Here is a 17,035-nt window from a genome sequence, read left to right as displayed (position 1 = left end):
GGCGCTGCGAATGGCCCGCTCGCGAGCCCTCATGCGCGGAGGCCGGTCGTTTTCTTGCGTGGGGAGTGAGTGCCTCTACCCTGGCCGCGCTGCTTCAACGACGAAGCATCCTGTTGCACCAGCCGGAGGCCATGACCGATGAGCGAGAAGCGGAAGTCGAAGCGGGCGCCCCTCGACATCTATCTGAACAAGTACATGGGCGGCGTGCCGTACATGGCGCGCGCGGCGGACATCAGCCAGGAGGGCGTGAGCCTCTCGCGGCTGTTGGAGCCGCAGCACCACGCGCGTCGCGTGGGCCTCCAGTTCCAGCTCCCCGGCTCGGAGGAGATCATCTACGCCGAGGGCGAGGTGGTGCGGGACTGGCTGGAGACGCCGCGCAAGGCGGATCGCTCGGGCGTGCGCTTCACGCTGCTGACCGAGCGGCACCGTCGGATGATCGACGACTACGTCGATAGCCACAACGACGAGGGCTGACGCGAGGTGTCGCGCCGCGTGCGGACCCACGGTCGTCCGAAGGGGTTCGCGGCGGCGGCTCGCCTTGACTTCCCGCGAAGCGCCCCCCTTGAATGCCAGCGATTCTGTCCTGTCGGCTCGCTGGTGACGCGGTGAGTCCCGGAGGAGTTCCCGTGAGGCACTCGTTGTGGGGGTTGTTGCTGGCCGTGCCGTTGACGGCGCTGGGCCAGGGCAAGGACGTGAAGCCCGCCACACCCGCTGCCACCGAAGCCGTGCGCTCGGCGACGCGCGGGGTCAATTGGGAGGGCCAGGTGCTTCGGGCCACGGGCTCGGGAGCGCCGGACCTCAAGGCGGCGAATCCGGCGCAGGCCCGGTTGGGCGCCGAGCGTGCCGCCAAGCTGGACGCCTTCCGCAACCTCATCGAGCAGGCGCGCGGCATCCAGGTCAGCGCCACCCGCACGGTGGGCGACGAGATGGGGCGCGACGAGGTGCGTGGCCGCGTCGAGGGCGCCATCAAGGGCTACAAGGTCGTGGCCAAGCGGTACTTCTCGGACAGCGGCGTGGAGATGGACGTGGAGGTGCCACTGGCCGCCATCACCTCCGCGCTCGCCGCTCCGGCCGCGGAGCCCGCCATCGTGCTGAACGCCGAAGGGGCCCGTCGCTACACGGGGCTCGTGGTGGATGCGCGAGGTTTGAACGCGAAGCCGGTGCTGGCGCCTCGGTTGGTGGATACCGCGGGCAAGGCGCTCTATGGCTCTGCGGCGTTGTCCCAGGAGGCTCGCTCGACCACGGCGGTGGCTTCGTGGATGGACAGCCTGGACGCGGCGAAGAAGGCGGCGCTCGTCGGGGACAAGCCGCTGGTGGTGAAGGCCCAGCAGCTCCAGGGCTCGGACCTGGTGCTCGCCGCCGAGGGCGCGCGAGCCCTGTCCGAGGTGAACACGCGCTTCCTGGCCGAGGGCCGGGTCGTCATCGTCACCCAGTAGTCCTGTGAGGACGCGACGTATGTCCTGGAAGCTCTCTGTCCTATGCGTGTTGCTGTCCTGCCTGGCCGTGGCCGCGGAACCCACGGCGCCCGCGACGGTGGTGAAGGAAGCGACGGGCGAGGCCGCCATCGTCGACGGCAACCGCGAGAAGGCCTTCACCGATGCGCGCAACGCGGCGCTCCGCGAAGCGGTGGAGCAGGTGGCGGGAGTGCTGGTGTCCTCGGACACGCTCACCTCGAACAGCCAGTTGCTCAGCGATCGCGTCTTCACGAACAGCGCGGGCTACGTGCGCAAGTACGAGGTCCTGGAGCGCAAGGACGAGGGCGGAGTGACGCGCGTCACGGTGCGCGCGGAGGTCGGCACCGCTGAACTCGACAAGGATCTCCAGGCCGCGCAGGCCCTGGTGCGAAGGCTCGGGGGCAGCAAGCTGCTCATCGTCTTGAGCGAGCAGTCCATCAGTCCCGAGAAGGTCATCACCAGCAGCTCCGTACTGACCCAGGTGCTCACCGAGACGTTTCGCAAGGACGGCTGGCGGATCATCGACCCCTCGTTCGCGGCCGGGAAACTGGAGGTGAGTTCAGGGGTCTCTCTGACGACGCCGGACAAGAAGATCATCCAGGACCTGCGCGTGGCGGACTACGTCATCTCGGGGACGGTGACGTTCCGGCATGAGGGCGTGCTCGGCACCACGAAGGAGCTGGTGAAGGACGTTGGCTATTACCCGGTGGCGGGCGAGTGGGAGCTGGCGGTGTTCGCCACGGACTCGGGCACGCAGCTCGCGCGGCTGACGGACGCGTTCAACAGCGGGAACGCCAGCACCGGACAGGCGCCCGTGACGTCGTATGAGCGGACGTCGTTCAACATCGCCAAGGTGCGCGGCGCCAAGATTGTCGCCGAGGTGCGCAAGGCGGTGCTGGAGCACCTCGCGCAGGCCGAGCAGAACGGGAACGTGGTGGCGATGACGGTGGTGGGGCTGCCGGACTACGCGGCGGTGCGCGCGTTCCAGAAGGTCCTCGCGCAGTCGGTTCAAGGCGTGCGAGACGTCAAGGCGGGCGAGTTCGCCGAGGGCAAGGCGCGCTTCGACGTGACGTACCTCGGTGGGACCGACACGCTGGCGGAGAGCCTGGGCGCGGCGACGTATCAGAAGCGGAAGGTGCGGGTGACGGCGGTGAGTGGCAATCGACTCGAGCTGACCGTGGCGCGATGAGGTTCGTGCTTTGGATGGGAGTGGTGGCCTGGACGGGCTGCGCGTCGAGCCAGCCTGAGCCCGCGACGATGGCGCGGGCGCGCGAGCTGATGCGCACGGCGGGCACTCCACGCGGTGATCTCGTGCTGCGGTGCGATCCATCGGACGCCGAGGTGTCGTTGGACGGGGTGCCGCAGGGCATGTGTCGCGACTTCGCGGGCTCTCCACGAGGGCTCGGCGTGGGCGAGGGCCTGCACCAGATCGACGTGCGGAAGCAGGGCTTTTGGCCCTACACGACCTACTACGAGGCCAGTGGCGCGCGCGCGACGCTGCACATTCAGTTGCGCGCCTCGGGCACCCCCAGCGGGGGAGGGACACCGTGACGCGACAGCGCGGAGGATGGCTTCAATTCGCTCGGTGGCTGCTGCTCGTCGTGCTGGCTCCAAGCTGGGCCTTCGCGGCCATCGGTCGCGTGGAAGTGCTCGAAGGCACGGCCTCGCGAGCACCCGAGCAAGGTTCCGCGCAGTCGCTGAACGTGGGCTCGGACATCGAGGTGCGGGACACGCTGGAGGTGGGCGCCGCGTCGAACCTCAAGCTCGTGTTGAACGATGGCAGCGTGCTGATGCTCGGGGAGCGCAGCCGGTTGTTCATCAGCGAGGCGGACTTCGAGGGACAGGAACGCAAGGGCTTCGTCGCCAGGCTCGGCCTGGGCAAGGTCTGGGCGAGCGTGAAGAAGGCGCTGGCGGGCTCCTCCGCCAAGTTCGAGGTGGAGACGGACCGAGCGGTGGCGGGTGTGCGCGGCACGATGTTCCGCGTGGATGCCGCGGCGCCGACCGTCGCGGGCGCGCTGTCTCCCTCGACATTGGTGCAGGTCTCGGAGGGGCAGGTGCAGGTCGCGGCGCGCGTGCGAAAGGCCGCGGGGAAGGGCGGAACAGCACCTCCCAAGCCCGGACCGTCGGGGCGCGTGCAGGTGGATGGGCCGCATGAAGTGTCGCTGGATGAGTGGGAGCAGACCTTCATCCAGCTTCAGAAGGACCGTCAGGTCCGGGTGGACGGTGAGCTGGGCAAGGCCACGGTCGGTGCGTTGGACCGCAAGGTGGCGAACGATGCGTTCGGGCAGTTCGTGAAGCGCAATCAGCCAACGAAGGCGCCGTAGCCCCAGCCGTAGCTTCGGGAGGAGAACGTCATCGCACGTCGCATCCAAGGTCGTGGCCGCGCGAGCAATCCTCGGGTAGAGCCCAAGCCCGCTCCCGCCCCCGAGCCACACTTGCACCTCGTGGAGTCGGAGTCCTTGCCTGAAGCCGAGGGACGTCGCATCGACTTCATCTGGTCCGCGGTGATGGTGGGCTCGTTGGGTTGGGTGTTCGCGCTGTTGTCCGTCTTCGGGGGCGTGGCGGTGCCGGTGTTGCTCGCGCTGACGGGCGCGTATGCCCTGAACCCGCTCGTGACGGCGCTCGAGCGACGAGGGATGCGGCGAGCGCTGGGGACCACATGTGTCTTCGTCGCGGGCCTGCTCGTGTGGGTGGGCGCGATGCTCTACCTCGTGCCGGTGTTCCGCGACGAGGCGGCGAAGCTGCCAGAGTTCTTCCAGCGCGCGAGCACCGAGGTCGTGCCGCGAATCGAGGCGCTCCTCGGTGTCTCCCTGCCCGAACTGGTGAGCCGTCGCGCGGCGGAGATGGGCGAGAAGGCCTCCGAGCTGCTCCAGAGCGCGGGCCCCACCGCGGCGCGATTGGTCGCGAGCTTCGCGGGCAACACAGCGCGCTTCGTGGCCACGCTGCTGGGGTTGGCGGTGGTGCCGGTGCTCGCGTTCTTCTTCCTCAAGGACTACCCCGCGCTCGTCGAACGCGTGCAGGCGCTGCTGCCCCGTCGAGCCGTGACGCTCGTGAGTGGCCGATTCCGCGAAGTGGATGAGGTGCTGTCCGCGTTCGTGCGAGGCCAGCTCACGGTTGGAGCCATCCTGTCGGTGCTGTACGTGTCGGGGCTGTCGGTGGCCCGCATTGACCTGGCCATCGTGATCGGCGTGCTCGCGGGCTTCGGCAACATGGTGCCGTACCTGGGGACGGGCATCGGAGTGGTGCTGTCGTTGCTGGGCGTCCTGTTGTCGTGGCAAGGCCCGTGGCAGTTCGCCGTGGTGGCTGCCACGTTCATCGTCGCGCAGGCTGCCGAAGGGCTCGTCATCACGCCGCGCGTGGTGGGCGAGAAGGTGGGGCTGGCCCCGGTGGCGGTCATCATCGCGGTGCTCGCCTTCGGAGAGCTGTTCGGCTTCGTGGGCATCCTCCTCGCGGTGCCCGCCAGTGCCATCCTGAAGGTGGTGCTGCGCGTGGTCATTCAGCGCTATCGCCGCACGGCGCTGTATCTGGGCGAGGCGCGAGGCCCGTGACGCCCGCGGCGCTGGTGGTGGCGGCGATGCTCGCGCAGTCTCCGGGGCCTCGGACCCTGGCGTTGTCCGGATACCGTCTGCACCTGCGCGTCAACGAGTCAGTGGATCCCGAGCAACTGCGGAGTCTGGCCGCCAGCGGAACCGTGCTGTGGCTGCGCACGCACTCGAACATGCTGCGGGATTCGACGATGGATGCCGTGGCGCGCTTCCCCGAGGCCTACGTCGAGCTGCGTCCTCCACTGCGAGATGCCCAGGTCCAGCAGTTCCGCCACGCGCCTCGGGTAGGAGTGTGGCTGGACGCGGCGATGGTCTCGGGGGATTGGTATCGGCTCGGTCCGCGCCCGGTGGCCGTGGACATCCGGGGAAGCCTGGAGACGGATCAGGCCACGCGGATCGCCGCGCTGCGGCCGAGGCGGGTGACCTGGATGCCCCGCACCCGCGACGAAGCGACGCTGGCGGCCTGGGGAGAACTCGTCTGGCTCCCAGGGATGAAGGTGGTGGATCTCTCCCAGGTCGCGTCGAAGGAGCCCTCCGAAGCCACGCCGAATCCGCCCGAGCCTCCAGCCGCTGAGTCCTCCACAGCCCCCGTGGAGTGGTGGCAGGGGCTTCGTGGATCCTGGGCCCGGGTGGCCTGGATGGAAGGGCAGGGCACCGTGAGACCGCCGCGGCGCTGGGCGCTGGGCAGGCGGGTGCGTGTCCAGGGGCCCCCGGATGAGGAGGCCCTGGTCGCGCTGTTCAGCCTGACGCCCGGAGCCGAGCTGGAGCTGGAGGTCGGTGACGACGCGAAGTCGCTGGCGATGGCTCGGGCCTGGGTGGAGCGGCTGGAGGCCGCGGTGCGTGGAGGCGCGCAGTGACGAAGTGGGAGCGGCTGCATCAGGACATCGTGGAGTGCCGTGCCTGCCCTCGCCTCGTGGAGTGGCGCGAGGAAGTGGCCCGGGTGAAGCGACGGGCCTACCGGGATTGGACCTACTGGGGCCGCCCCGTGCCGGGGTTTGGTGATCCGCGGGCTCGGCTCGTCCTGGTGGGGTTGGCGCCAGCCGCTCATGGGGCGAACCGGACAGGGCGGATGTTCACGGGCGACCGCTCCGGGGACTTCCTCTTCGCGGGACTTCACCGCGCGGGCTTCGCGAACCAGCCGACGAGCGAGCATCGCGACGACGGGCTCCGCCTGAAGGACGCGTTCATCGTCGCGGCGGGGCGGTGTGCGCCCCCGGACAACAAGCCCGAGCCGGAGGAGCTGGCCCGCTGTGCCCCCTTCATGGACCGGGAGCTGGCGCTGCTGCCCGCTCGGGTGCTGCTCGCGCTGGGGGCCATTGGCTGGAACGCCGCGCTGGTGGCGTTGGCTCGGACCGGCGTCGTGATTCCCTCGCCGCGACCAGCGTTCGGCCATGGCGCCGAGCTGCCCCTGCCGGGCGGGCGAACGCTGGTGGGCTGCTACCACGTCAGCCAGCAGAACACGCAGACCGGCCGGCTCACCCCAGCCATGTTCGACGCAGTGATGGCCCGCGTTCACACCTTGCTGGCGAGCGGGGCGTGAGGCCGGTTTGGAGCGCGCCGAAAGAAGAGTGCAGGCATGTGTCGGTGTTCTCTTGACAGGTGAGGGAGCCCACTGCTATTCCCCGCGCACCTCAGCACGACGGGTCGTTAGCTCAGCGGTAGAGCACTACCTTGACACGGTAGGGGTCAGTGGTTCGATCCCACTACGACCCAACACAGTAAGCGTTTAAACAGCGGGCGGCATGGCTTCCACAAGCCTGCCGCCCGCGGCATTTCCGAGGTCTTGCTCATGTCCGAAATGATCACGGTGACGCTCCCCGACGGCAGCCAGAAGCAGACGGCCCGGGGAACCACCATCGGCGATTTCGTGCGGGAGGGCATCGGGGCCGGGTTGGCCAAGGCCGCGCTCTTCGCGCGGGCAAACGGTCAGGACATGGACATGTCCCGCCCGCTCACCGAGGACGTGAAGCTCCAGATCTTCACCTCCAAGAGCCCCGAGGGTCTGGACCTCATCCGCCATGACGCGGCCCACGTGGTGGCCAGCGCCGTGCAGCGCCTCTTCCCCGGGACGCAGGTCACCATCGGCCCGTCGACGGAGGAGGGCTTCTACTACGACTTCTTCCGCGAGAAGCCCTTCACGCCGGAGGACCTGGAGAAGATCGAGGCCGAGGCGAACGCGCTCCTGAAGAAGGACGAGGCGTTTGTCCGCACCGAGATCTCCATGGAGGACGCCGTTCGCCTCTTCGAGCAGAAGGGCGAGACCTTCAAGGTCGAGATCGTCAAGGACATCGCCGCGAAGGGCGCCAAGACGCTCACGCTCTACACCCACGGCGACTGGGTGGACTTCTGCCTGGGGCCCCACGCTCCGAGCACCGGGAAGATCGGCGTCATCAAGATCCTCTCCTCCAGCGGCGCGTACTGGCGCGGCGACCACCGCAACCCGATGCTCCAGCGCATCTACGGCACGGCCTTCTTCGACAAGAAGGCGCTGCAGGAGTACGTGACGCGCATCGAGGAGTCGAAGAAGCGCGACCACCGCAAGCTGGGCAAGGAGCTGGATCTCTTCCACTTCCACCCGTACGCGCCTGGCGCCGCCTTCTGGACCCCGAAGGGCACCGCGCTCTACCAGACGCTCTCCGACTGGATGCGCGGCCTGACGGCGGGCGATGGCTACGTGGAGATCAAGACGCCCCTGATGTTCAACAAGGGGCTCTGGGAGACCAGCGGCCACTGGGGCAAGTACAAGGAGAACATGTTCCTCGTGCTCGACAACGAGACGGGGGAGCACGACTTCTCGCTCAAGCCGATGAACTGCCCGTCGCATCACCTGTACTTCGGCTTCAAGCGGCACAGCTATCGCGACCTGCCCCTGCGGCTCCACACGCAGGATGTGCTGCACCGGAACGAGGCGGCGGGTTCGCTCGGCGGCCTCACCCGCGTGCGCCAGTTCGCGCAGGACGACGCCCACATCTACTGCATGGAGAGCCAGATCACCGACGAGGTGCGGCGCTTCGTGAAGTTGCTGGACCGCGTCTACAAGGCGGTCGGGCTCACCTATGCGGTGAAGCTGTCCACGCGTCCCGAGCAGCGCCTCGGGGATGACTCGCTCTGGGATCGCGCCGAGGGCGGCCTGAAGACGGCGCTGGAGTCGCTGGGCCTGGCGTACGAGCTGGCTCCGGGCGATGGCGCCTTCTATGGCCCGAAGATCGACTTCACGGTGTCTGACAGCATCGGCCGCCGCTGGCAGCTGGGTACCATGCAACTGGACTACCTGGCGCCGCAGCGCTTCGACCTGAACTACATCGGCGAGGACAACGCCGAGCACCGGCCGGTGGTTCTGCACCGGGCGATCTTCGGCTCGTTCGAGCGCTTCACGGCCATCCTCATCGAGCACTTCGCCGGTGCGTTCCCGGCGTGGCTGGCGCCGATCCAGGCGGTGCTCGTCACCGTGGCGGACCGCCAGCTCGACTACGCGCGGAAGGTCCGCGACGACCTCCGGGCCAAGGGCTACCGCGTCGAGGTGGATGAGCGCGGGATGACGCTCAACGCGAAGATTCGCGAGGCGCAGATCCAGAAGGTTCCGTTCACCCTGGTGGTGGGTGACGCCGAGGTCGAAGCGGGCGGCGTGGCCCCGCGCCGCTATGGCGGAGAGGACCTCAAGAGCATGAAGCTCGCGGACTTCGAGGCGGTCCTGGCCAAGGAGGGCGCCCTCCCGTAAAGCGGGCGGCAGATCCGTCGAGACCCCTGCTGTAGGGCCTTGACTCCCTGTCGCACCTAAGTATGTTGGCGCACTTTCGAGGGGGGGAGGCAGGCCCAACCTCCCGATTTCGGAGGATGTTCACATCGTTCGCGATCAAAGAACGAATCGGCGTATCCGTGCTCGGGAGGTCCGCGTCGTAGGACCGAACGCCGAGCAGCTCGGCGTCATGTCGATCGAAGCAGCCCTGGAACGGGCGCAATCGGATGGGCTTGACCTTGTAGAGGTCAATCCGATGGCGAAGCCGCCGGTCTGCAAGATCATGGACTACGGCAAGTTCAAGTACGAGGAGAAGAAAAAAGCCTCGGAAGCCAAGAAGAAGCAGGTCGTGGTCCACCTCAAAGAGGTGAAGCTCCGTCCCAAGACGGAAGAGCACGATTACGAGTTCAAGGTCCGCAACGTTCGCCGCTTCCTGGAAGAAGGAAACAAGGCGAAGGTCACGATCATGTTTCGTGGCCGCGAAATCACCCACAAGGAGCTGGGCAGCGCCATCCTTGATGACGTGGTGAAGGATCTGAAGGAAGTGGCGGTCGTCGAGCAGGTGCCGCGCATGGAAGGGCGGCAGATGTTCATGATCCTCGCGCCGAGCCCGAAGGTCGCTCAGCGGGCCCGTGAGCTCGCGCGACAGCAGGCCGACGCCGCCGCGAAGAAGGCAGAAGCAAAGCCCGGTGAGGGCACGAAGGTGGGCGAGGGCGGGAAGGTGGAGGCTGGCTCGAGCGGCAGCAAGGGCTCCGAGGCAGCTCCGGTCGTGGCGGCCCAGGCGGGAATGGTTCCGGCCACGGGGAACGCCGCACCGGGCGGAACGAAATAGTGATACAGGCTGTCGGCTGCGGCTGAAGCCTTAGGCGCAACATGCCGGACGCCGCGATGCCGACGGCTTACTGAGTGGAAGGAAGGATTGGGACAATGCCCAAGTTGAAGACCCGTAGCAGCGCGAAGAAGCGCTTCCAGGTGAAGAAGGGCGGCAAGGTCAAGTTTGGTAAGGCCTTCAGCAAGCACCTGTTCACCTTCTCCAAGACGCCCAAGTCGAAGCGCGGCAACCGTGGCACCAGCCACCTGCGCGACATGGACGCGAAGAAGGTCATCAAGGAGCTGTTCCCCTACGGGGCCTGAGCAGTCGGGCCTGGATCATCCGTGAGTCCTGGAGGAGCGGCGAGAAGCCGGCGCCCGGGACCGCCACTGAAGCAGTCAGGAGTGTGTCATGCGCGTCAAGAAGGGTTTCAAGGCTCGTCGCCGTCGTAATCGGATTCTGAAGCTGGCCAAGGGTTACCGCGGCCGCCGGAAGAACTGCTACAAGCGCGCCAACCAGGCGGTCGAGCGCGCTCTGGACTACGCTGCTCGTGACCGTGCGGCCCGCAAGCGGAACTTCCGCTCGCTGTGGATCGTTCGCATCAACGCGGCGGCCCGTACCGTGGGCATGTCCTACTCGAAGCTGATCGCCGGGCTCGCCAAGGCGCAGGTCGCGCTGGACCGCAAGGTCCTGTCCGACATGGCCATCGCGGATCCCGCGGGCTTTGCGGCCGTCGCCAACATCGCGAAGGCGGCCTGATACACGTCCGGCTCGAAAGCCGGCGACCAGAACACGCGAGGGTGGCCGGAAGGTCGCCCCGCTGGACGAAACGGGCTGCCTCCGGTGACGGGGCGGCCCTTTTTTTTGCCCGTCGCCTTGGGGCGCACGGAGTGTGAAACGGAAGGCGGAAGAGGACCATGCGAGACCGGTTGCAGGCGCTGGCGGACGCGGCCCGGCAGGAGATTGCCGGCGCCTCGGAGCTGCCCGCGGTGGAAGCGCTGCGGATTCGCTACCTGGGCAAGAAGGGTGAGCTGTCCAGTGTCCTGGGCGGGATGGGCAAGCTGCCTCCCGATGAGCGCAGAGCGCTGGGCGAGATTGCCAACAGCGTGAAGGCGGAGCTGGAGCAGCTCCTGGCGGACGCCACGCGCCGGGCCGAGGAGGCCGCGCTGGAGGCGCAGCTCAAGGGCCCGAAGCTGGACGTGACGTTGCCTGGGCGCGGCGTGGCGCCGGGGAGTCGGCACCCGGTGTCGCGGACGATGGAGGACATTGTCCGGACGTTCGCGCGGCTGGGGTTCGAGGTGGCGGTGGGTCCGGAGATCGAGCTGGACTACTTCAACTTCGAGGCGCTGAACCTGCCCAAGGATCACCCCGCGCGGGACATGCAGGACACGTTCTACGTGGACGAGTCCACGCTGGGGCACGCGCGCAAGGCGGACAGCCCGTCGCTGCTGCGCACCCATACGTCGCCGGTCCAGGTGCGGCACATGCTGGCGAAGAAGCCGCCGGTGCGTGCGGTGATGCCGGGGCGCGTGTACCGCCGCGACTCGGACATCACGCACACGCCGATGTTCCACCAGGTGGAAGGCCTGCTGGTGGACAAGGACGTGAGCTTCGCGGAGCTGAAGGGCACGCTGGCCGCGTTCGTGCGCGCGTTCTTCGGCGCGGACACGCGCACGCGCTTCCGTCCCTCGTTCTTCCCGTTCACCGAGCCGTCGGCCGAGGTGGACATCTCCTGCACGTCGTGCGGCGGCAAGGGCTGCCGCATCTGCAAGCAGACGGGGTGGCTGGAGGTCCTGGGGAGCGGGATGGTGCATCCCAACGTGTTCACCGCGGCGGGCTATGACCCGGGCGAGGTGACGGGCTACGCGTTCGGCATGGGCGTGGAGCGCATCGCGATGCTGCGCTACCGCATCGACGACCTGCGGATGATGTTCGAGAACGACGCGCGCTTCCTCGAGCAGTTCTGATTCCAGCCTGGTGAGCAAGAAGGTGGACCTGTGAAGATTTCGGTGAAGTGGCTCGGCGATTACGTGGCGCTGCCGCCGTCGGTGGACGAGCTGGCGCGCAAGCTGACCGCGGCGGGGCTGGAGATCGAGGGCGTGGAGCGCCCGGGCGAGGGACTGCGCGGCGTGGTGGTGGCGCAGATCCGCGAGTCCGTGCAGCACCCCAACGCGGACAAGCTGTCCGTCACCCAGGTGGACATCGGCGGCTCCGCGATGCTCCAAGTGGTGTGCGGCGCGAAGAACTACAAAGTGGGCGACCGCGTTCCGCTGGCGACGGCGGGAGCGAAGCTGCCCAACGGGATGGAGATCAAGCAGGCCGCGCTCCGAGGCGTGGAGAGCTTCGGCATGCTGTGCTCGGCGAAGGAGCTGGGCCTCACCGAGGACTCCTCGGGGCTGCTCATCCTCGCGCCGGACGCGAAGCTGGGCGCGCCGGTGGCCGAGGCGCTGGGGCTGGATGACTCGGTGCTGGAGGTGAACGTCACGCCGAACCGACCGGACGCGCTGAGCCACCTGGGCGTGGCGCGTGAGGTCGGCGTGGTGACGGGCGCCGCGCTGAAGCTGCCTCAGCCGAAGCTGGCCGAGTCCGGTGCTCCGGCCTCCGAGCGCGTGAAGGTGCGCATCGAGGACGCGACCCGCTGCACGCGCTATGCGGCGCGCGTGGTGGAGAACGTCACCATTCGCCCGTCTCCGGCGTGGATGCAGGAGCGGCTGAAGTCGTGCGGCGTGCGCGCCATCAACAACGTGGTGGACGTCACCAACTACGTGCTCCTCGAGTACGGGCAGCCGCTGCACGCGTTCGACCTGGACAAGCTGGCGGGCCCGGAGATCGTCGTGCGTACGGCAGGGCGCGGCGAGAAGATGCACACGCTCGATGGCAGGGAGCGCGCGCTGGATCCGGATGACTTGCTCATCTGCGATCGCGACCGGCCGCAGGCCATCGCGGGCGTGATGGGAGGCGGGGACAGCGAGGTGTCGCAGGGCACGACGCGCATCGTGCTGGAGTCGGCGCACTTCGTGGGCTCCAGCGTGCGGCGCACGGCGAAGCGGCACGCGCTGCACACCGAGGCGTCGCACCGGTTCGAGCGAGGCACGGACCTGGATGCCGTCATCCCCGCGGTGGATCGGGCCGCGCAGCTCATCGCGGAGCTGTCGGGTGGCACGGTGGCGCCGGGGCGGGTGGACGTCTATCCCGAGCCCAAGCCCGCGCGTCGCGTGACGCTGCGCTATGGCCGCGTGGAGCGCGTGCTCGGTGTGGCGGTGGCGGAGGCCGAGTGCCGGCGCATCCTCGGCGCGCTGGGGTTCAAGGCCGTGGAGGAGGGCGAGGGGCAGACGACGTATGACGTGCCTCGGGCGCGCGTGGACGTGGAGCGCGAGGAGGACCTCATGGAGGAGGTTGCTCGCGTCTTCGGCTACGACAACATCCCGGCCCGCCTGCCGCGTGGCCTGGACACGCTGGTGCCCGAGCCTGCCTCCGCGGAGGCCGAGCGGCGCCTGCGCCATGCGCTGAGCGGCGCGGGGCTGAACGAGGTGGTGAACTACTCGTTCGTCGCGCCAAAGAGCCTGGAGGTTCTCGGGGCGAAGGACGCGCCGATCGCCCTGGTGAATCCGCTCAGCGTCGAGCAGTCGGTGATGCGGACGAGCCTGCTGCCGGGCCTGCTGGAGAACCTCTCGCGCAGCGTGCGCCACCAGGTGGAGTCGGTGGCCCTGTACGAGACGGGGCGGGCCTACTACCGCGACGCGCAGGGCGGGCAGGGGATGCGCCCGGCCGCGCGCGAGGTGCCGCGTGTGGCGGGCCTGCTCTGGGGCCTCCGCGGCGGGGGACGGAGCTGGACGCAGAAGGACGCGCGGATGGACTTCTACGACGCCAAGGGCGCCGTGGAGGCGCTGCTCCACGAGCTGCACGTCACGGGCGCGACCTTCTCGTCCGCCGAGCGGCCGGCATACCACCCGCGCACGTGTGCCCAGGTGGCGCTCGCGGACGGGACGGTGCTGGGGCACGTGGGCGAGGTTCATCCCCGCGTGACGAAGGCGCTGGGGCTGCCCGAGGGCGTGCTCGTGTTCGAGCTGGACACGGAGCCGCTGTACGCGGCGTCGCGTCTGGTGGCCGAGAGCCAGCCCTTGCCGAAGTACCCGGCGGTGCTGCGAGATCTCGCGGTGGTGGTCCCGGTGGAGCTGGCGAACGAGGAGGTTCGCCGGGTCATCCTGGAAGTGGGGGCGCCGCTGGTGGAGGACGCGCTCGTGTTCGACGTGTACACGGGCAAGCCCATCCCCGAGGGGAAGAAGAACCTCGCGTACGCGCTGCGCTACCGCTCACCGGAGCGCACGCTCACGGACGTGGAGGTCACCACGGCGCACCAGCGGATCATCACCGAGGTGAACCAGCGGCTGGGGGCCGCGCTGCGAGCCTGAATTCCTGAATGAAGTCAGGAGGTTGACACGCCTCCTGGAAGGCTGCCAGCATCGTCCCCCGCGTTTCACCGCGCGGAAGGGTGCCAGAGGGGCTCGCATGACGAAGGCGGACATCATCGAGGGGGTCTACGAGAAGGTCGGCTTCTCCAAGAAGGAGTCGGCGGAGATCGTGGAACTCGTGTTCGACACCTTGAAGGAGACGTTGGAGCGCGGGGACAAGATCAAGATCTCCGGGTTCGGAAACTTCCAGGTGCGCCAGAAGAAGGCGCGGGTGGGCCGCAATCCGCAGACGGGCAAGGAGATCGAGATCTCCGCCCGTCGCGTACTGACCTTTCGGCCGAGCCAGGTGTTGAAGAGCGCGCTGAACGGCGAGGCTCCGCCCGAGGATCACGCGGAGATCGACGCGCGCGAGGAGGCTGCGTTGGATGCGGCCGAGGCGCGTGGCGAGGACTTCGACGAGGGCATGGACGAGGGGGAGGATTGAGTTTTCACACGGTGCCCGCTGCTCTTGCTTGACCTCGTCGTCGTGTAGGGGCATAAGGGCGCACCGTTTCACGACGGCAACGCCGGGGCGTAGCGCAGCCTGGTAGCGCACTTGCTTGGGGTGCAAGTGGTCGCAGGTTCAAATCCTGTCGCCCCGACCATCGAAGGCCCTGGAGTTCCGGTGTCAAAGCCGGTGACTCCAGGGCCTTCACCTTTTGGGGGCACGAGGCGCCAGCGAGGCCGCTCGCATCCTGTGCGGGTCGCGCTGATGAGAGGTCGTCCGACCCAGGGAGGCTTGCTTGACGACGCTCGACGGGTCGCGGCCTCGCGCCGTGTAGCCGCCTGTCTCGCCCGCGTTGGGCCTCGCAGGGCCCGGTGCCGGCCTGGTGGGTGTCGAGAGGGAGGGCCTGCTGGTTCGGCCGTGCCTGCATGCGCTTCCTTCGCGCTGGCGCTGGCGAGTGCTTCGCGGGATGCCGCCCGGTAGGACGGTCCTGGATGTCGTCGCGTCGCCGTGGGCTCGCGGCGGGTTGACCGTCAGTGGCGCCCTTCGTGCTCCGCGCTAACGCTGACTTGATCAGCTTCGCGGCGGAGTCCAGGAGGGCCTGGGCAGGGCCTGGGCCTCCGCGTCGTCGGGCAGTGCTCGTGCCAGGGTGACCGCTCCCTGCGCGGCGGCGAGGATGCCAAGCGCGGCCTCGCGGCTGCCCACTCTCTGGACGAGAGCGTCCACCACTTCCGTGAGTGTGCCGCTGAATGCCTGCCGAACGGACGCATCTGCTCGGGCGACGTCCGAGGTGATGGCGGGTAGCGCGCATCCCTGGGTGGGGGCTCTCGTATGGGCGAGGCTCAGGTACCGCGCGAGCATCTCGTCGAACGTCGTGTTCGCCGAGAGGAACCTCCGCGCAGTGGCCCCCAGCTCCTCGCGCAGGATGGCGCAGAGAAAGTCCTGCTTCGAGTCGAAGTGCGAGTAGAGGGCCGCTCCCGTCAGGCCGACACCTCGTGCGATGCCGTCCACTCCAGCGCCGAGGACGCCTCGCTCCTTGATCTGGCGCCCCCCCCTCCGCGACCCGAAAAGCGCAACGCCATGAACGGCGCGATGCTCGAACAACTGTCGGGCGCGTTTTCTCGGGCGGAGTCGGACCCGGAGGTCCGCGTCATCCTGTTGTTCGCGCACGGAACCCTGTTCACGGCAGGGCTCGACCTGATGGATGTGTTTCCGCGTCAGGGGATGCCGAGCAGCTCTTTCGTGCCGCGGGAGTGGACCCGTGGGCGACCCATAGCCCCGCGCGGACGAAGCTGTTTGTCATTGCGGTCCATGGCAAATGTCTGACGCTTGGAATCGAGCTGATGCTTGCTGCGGACATCACGCTTGCCTCGGACGACGCGACGGTCGCGCAGATCGAGCTTGATCGCGGCATCTTCCGCTTCGGCGGAGGCACGGCGCACTGGGTTCAAACCGTGGGTTGGGGCAATGTCATGCAATATCTGCTGACAGGTGACTCGCAGTCACGCGGTGCAGGGCAGCGCCGCGGATGTGCGCTTCGAGGCGCGGCCCGAATGTGAGAAGGCCCTGGAGCATCGGCGTGTGCCGGTGACTCCAGGGCCTTCGTGTTCCGGGGGCTCAGGTGGAAGTGGGGCCCTTCTCGTGGCTGCTGCGCTCCACCTTCACGCTGGTGCTCGACTGGCTCTCGACGGGGCGGCCCTGCGCGTCCACCACGCCCGAGGGGGGACCTCTGCGTACGCGGCGCTCGACCGAGTAGCGACGGCCTCGGCCGGAGCGTGAGCGGGTCTCGGAGCCTTGCTGCTCCGGGCGGTCGTCGTCGTAGGAATCGTAGAAGCGATCCAGCGAGCGACCGAGGATGTGCGAGGACTCTCGCAGGGCTCGCGAGAAGCTGTTCGCTACGTCGGTCCCTCGGACTCGGGCCTCGCGTTGGATGTCCGCCGCGCGGCCTCGGTAGCCTCGACGGCGGTAGCCTTCCGGGGGCGGCTGCGCTTCGTAGTCCGCGTCGGGCTCGTACTCGGACCGCGTCTCGGGTTCCTCGTCGTAGTCGTAGTCTTCGTCCGCCTCGTCGTGGTCGTGCTCGTAGTCGGTGTCCTCCTCGTAGTCACCCACGCCGAGGAAGGACTCCGCTACGTCGATGGCGAGATCGCCCAGGACCTGCGTGCTTCCCGCCACCATCTCCGTGGTGGCGTCGCTCCAGGCCCTCGCCAGTCGGCCCACTTCGCGCGTGAACTCCGTCGAGTTGTCGACGAAGGTCTGCATGTTGCTGCGCGCACTGGAGCGACCCCGTGAAGTGCTCCGACGGCCTCCGCTGCGATTGCGCTGTGGGGGATCTCGCGGGTAATCACTCCGTCTGACCTCGGACCTTCTGTACTCGGACATGCGGGTTTCCTTTCGTGCACTCCGGAGGGTTCTCGCGGGCCCGACCAGGCATGACTCCGCGTGCTGCGCTGATTCCCAGACACCTCGATCGCGCGGAATCCCAGACTGCCTCACGCCTTCCGCGCGCGCCCGCCTGCCGAGGAATGGAATGGAGCCACATCCAGTTCCCCAGGCGAACAGGACACCGGGATTCAGTGTCCGCCGCAAGATAATT

General features: G+C 68.2%; 17 protein-coding genes, 2 tRNA genes and 1 pseudogene. 18 read left to right on the top strand and 2 right to left on the bottom strand.

The window, feature by feature from the left end:
• Nucleotides 1–138: 138 nt before the first annotated feature.
• The 17 genes from JGU66_17680 (at nt 139) to JGU66_17600 (ending at nt 14,602) form a co-directional block, all read left to right on the top strand.
• A complete protein-coding gene (locus tag JGU66_17680) occupies nt 139–474 on the top strand; it encodes a PilZ domain-containing protein (GenBank protein MBJ6762602.1) in 336 nt (111 codons plus the stop codon).
• Between the two features lie 152 nt (nt 475–626).
• Nucleotides 627–1,436, top strand: a complete 810-nt coding sequence (locus JGU66_17675; GenBank protein ID MBJ6762601.1) for a hypothetical protein — start codon at nt 627–629, stop codon at nt 1,434–1,436.
• Nucleotides 1,437–1,455: 19 nt separating this feature from the next.
• On the top strand, nt 1,456–2,643 hold the full coding sequence (locus JGU66_17670; protein ID MBJ6762600.1) for a flagellar assembly protein T N-terminal domain-containing protein: 1,188 nt from the start codon (nt 1,456–1,458) through the stop codon (nt 2,641–2,643).
• Nucleotides 2,640–3,005 (top strand): PEGA domain-containing protein, encoded by a 366-nt coding sequence (locus JGU66_17665; protein MBJ6762599.1) that lies wholly within the window; start codon nt 2,640–2,642, stop codon nt 3,003–3,005. The genes JGU66_17670 and JGU66_17665 overlap by 4 nt, the downstream gene beginning before the upstream one ends.
• Nucleotides 3,002–3,778 carry a FecR domain-containing protein gene (locus JGU66_17660; protein MBJ6762598.1) on the top strand — a complete coding sequence of 259 codons (777 nt, stop codon included), beginning with the start codon at nt 3,002–3,004 and terminating at the stop codon, nt 3,776–3,778. Before JGU66_17665 ends, JGU66_17660 begins: the two co-directional genes overlap by 4 nt.
• 120 nt (nt 3,779–3,898) lie before the next feature.
• A complete protein-coding gene (locus JGU66_17655; GenBank protein MBJ6762597.1) occupies nt 3,899–5,002 on the top strand; it encodes an AI-2E family transporter in 1,104 nt (367 codons plus the stop codon).
• Nucleotides 4,999–5,856, top strand: coding sequence for a hypothetical protein (locus tag JGU66_17650; protein ID MBJ6762596.1), 858 nt, complete (start codon nt 4,999–5,001; stop codon nt 5,854–5,856). Before JGU66_17655 ends, JGU66_17650 begins: the two co-directional genes overlap by 4 nt.
• Nucleotides 5,853–6,539, top strand: a complete 687-nt coding sequence (locus JGU66_17645) for a uracil-DNA glycosylase (protein MBJ6762595.1) — start codon at nt 5,853–5,855, stop codon at nt 6,537–6,539. The genes JGU66_17650 and JGU66_17645 overlap by 4 nt, the downstream gene beginning before the upstream one ends.
• 101 nt (nt 6,540–6,640) lie before the next feature.
• Nucleotides 6,641–6,712: transfer RNA gene (locus JGU66_17640), tRNA-Val, on the top strand.
• A 76-nt stretch (nt 6,713–6,788) separates the two neighbouring features.
• Nucleotides 6,789–8,717 (top strand): threonine--tRNA ligase, encoded by a 1,929-nt coding sequence (gene thrS, locus JGU66_17635; protein ID MBJ6762594.1) that lies wholly within the window; start codon nt 6,789–6,791, stop codon nt 8,715–8,717.
• Nucleotides 8,718–8,823: 106 nt separating this feature from the next.
• Nucleotides 8,824–9,567, top strand: a complete 744-nt coding sequence (infC, locus tag JGU66_17630) for a translation initiation factor IF-3 (protein MBJ6762593.1) — start codon at nt 8,824–8,826, stop codon at nt 9,565–9,567.
• Nucleotides 9,568–9,662: 95 nt separating this feature from the next.
• A complete protein-coding gene (gene rpmI / locus JGU66_17625; GenBank protein ID MBJ6762592.1) occupies nt 9,663–9,869 on the top strand; it encodes a 50S ribosomal protein L35 in 207 nt (68 codons plus the stop codon).
• 88 nt (nt 9,870–9,957) lie between these two features.
• Nucleotides 9,958–10,305 (top strand): 50S ribosomal protein L20, encoded by a 348-nt coding sequence (gene rplT, locus JGU66_17620; protein ID MBJ6762591.1) that lies wholly within the window; start codon nt 9,958–9,960, stop codon nt 10,303–10,305.
• 158 nt (nt 10,306–10,463) lie between these two features.
• Nucleotides 10,464–11,513, top strand: coding sequence for a phenylalanine--tRNA ligase subunit alpha (gene pheS, locus JGU66_17615; GenBank protein ID MBJ6762590.1), 1,050 nt, complete (start codon nt 10,464–10,466; stop codon nt 11,511–11,513).
• A gap of 30 nt (nt 11,514–11,543) precedes the next feature.
• A complete protein-coding gene (locus tag JGU66_17610) occupies nt 11,544–13,958 on the top strand; it encodes a phenylalanine--tRNA ligase subunit beta (GenBank protein ID MBJ6762589.1) in 2,415 nt (804 codons plus the stop codon).
• A 97-nt stretch (nt 13,959–14,055) separates the two neighbouring features.
• Nucleotides 14,056–14,442 carry an integration host factor subunit alpha gene (locus JGU66_17605; GenBank protein MBJ6762588.1) on the top strand — a complete coding sequence of 129 codons (387 nt, stop codon included), beginning with the start codon at nt 14,056–14,058 and terminating at the stop codon, nt 14,440–14,442.
• Nucleotides 14,443–14,525: 83 nt separating this feature from the next.
• A tRNA-Pro gene (locus tag JGU66_17600) sits at nt 14,526–14,602 on the top strand.
• A 413-nt stretch (nt 14,603–15,015) separates the two neighbouring features.
• On the opposite strand, the gene JGU66_17595 is transcribed toward JGU66_17600, so the two are convergent.
• Entirely contained in the window at nt 15,016–15,453 is a 438-nt protein-coding gene (locus JGU66_17595; protein MBJ6762587.1) for a TetR family transcriptional regulator, read from the bottom strand.
• 69 nt (nt 15,454–15,522) lie between these two features.
• Between JGU66_17595 and JGU66_17590 the strand changes: the two are divergent.
• Nucleotides 15,523–16,001 (top strand): annotated as a pseudogene (locus tag JGU66_17590) (hypothetical protein).
• Between the two features lie 58 nt (nt 16,002–16,059).
• Here the strand turns inward: JGU66_17590 and JGU66_17585 are convergent.
• Nucleotides 16,060–16,701: a hypothetical protein gene (locus tag JGU66_17585; GenBank protein ID MBJ6762586.1), complete on the bottom strand. Its 642-nt coding sequence runs from the start codon at nt 16,699–16,701 to the stop codon at nt 16,060–16,062.
• Between the last annotated feature and the right edge of the window lie 334 nt (nt 16,702–17,035).

Source organism: Myxococcaceae bacterium JPH2 (genome assembly GCA_016458225.1).
In the GTDB taxonomy this organism is placed as follows: domain Bacteria; phylum Myxococcota; class Myxococcia; order Myxococcales; family Myxococcaceae; genus Citreicoccus.
The sequence above is the reverse complement of the archived record's forward strand: the minus strand, read 5'-3'. Positions and strand labels throughout refer to the sequence as shown.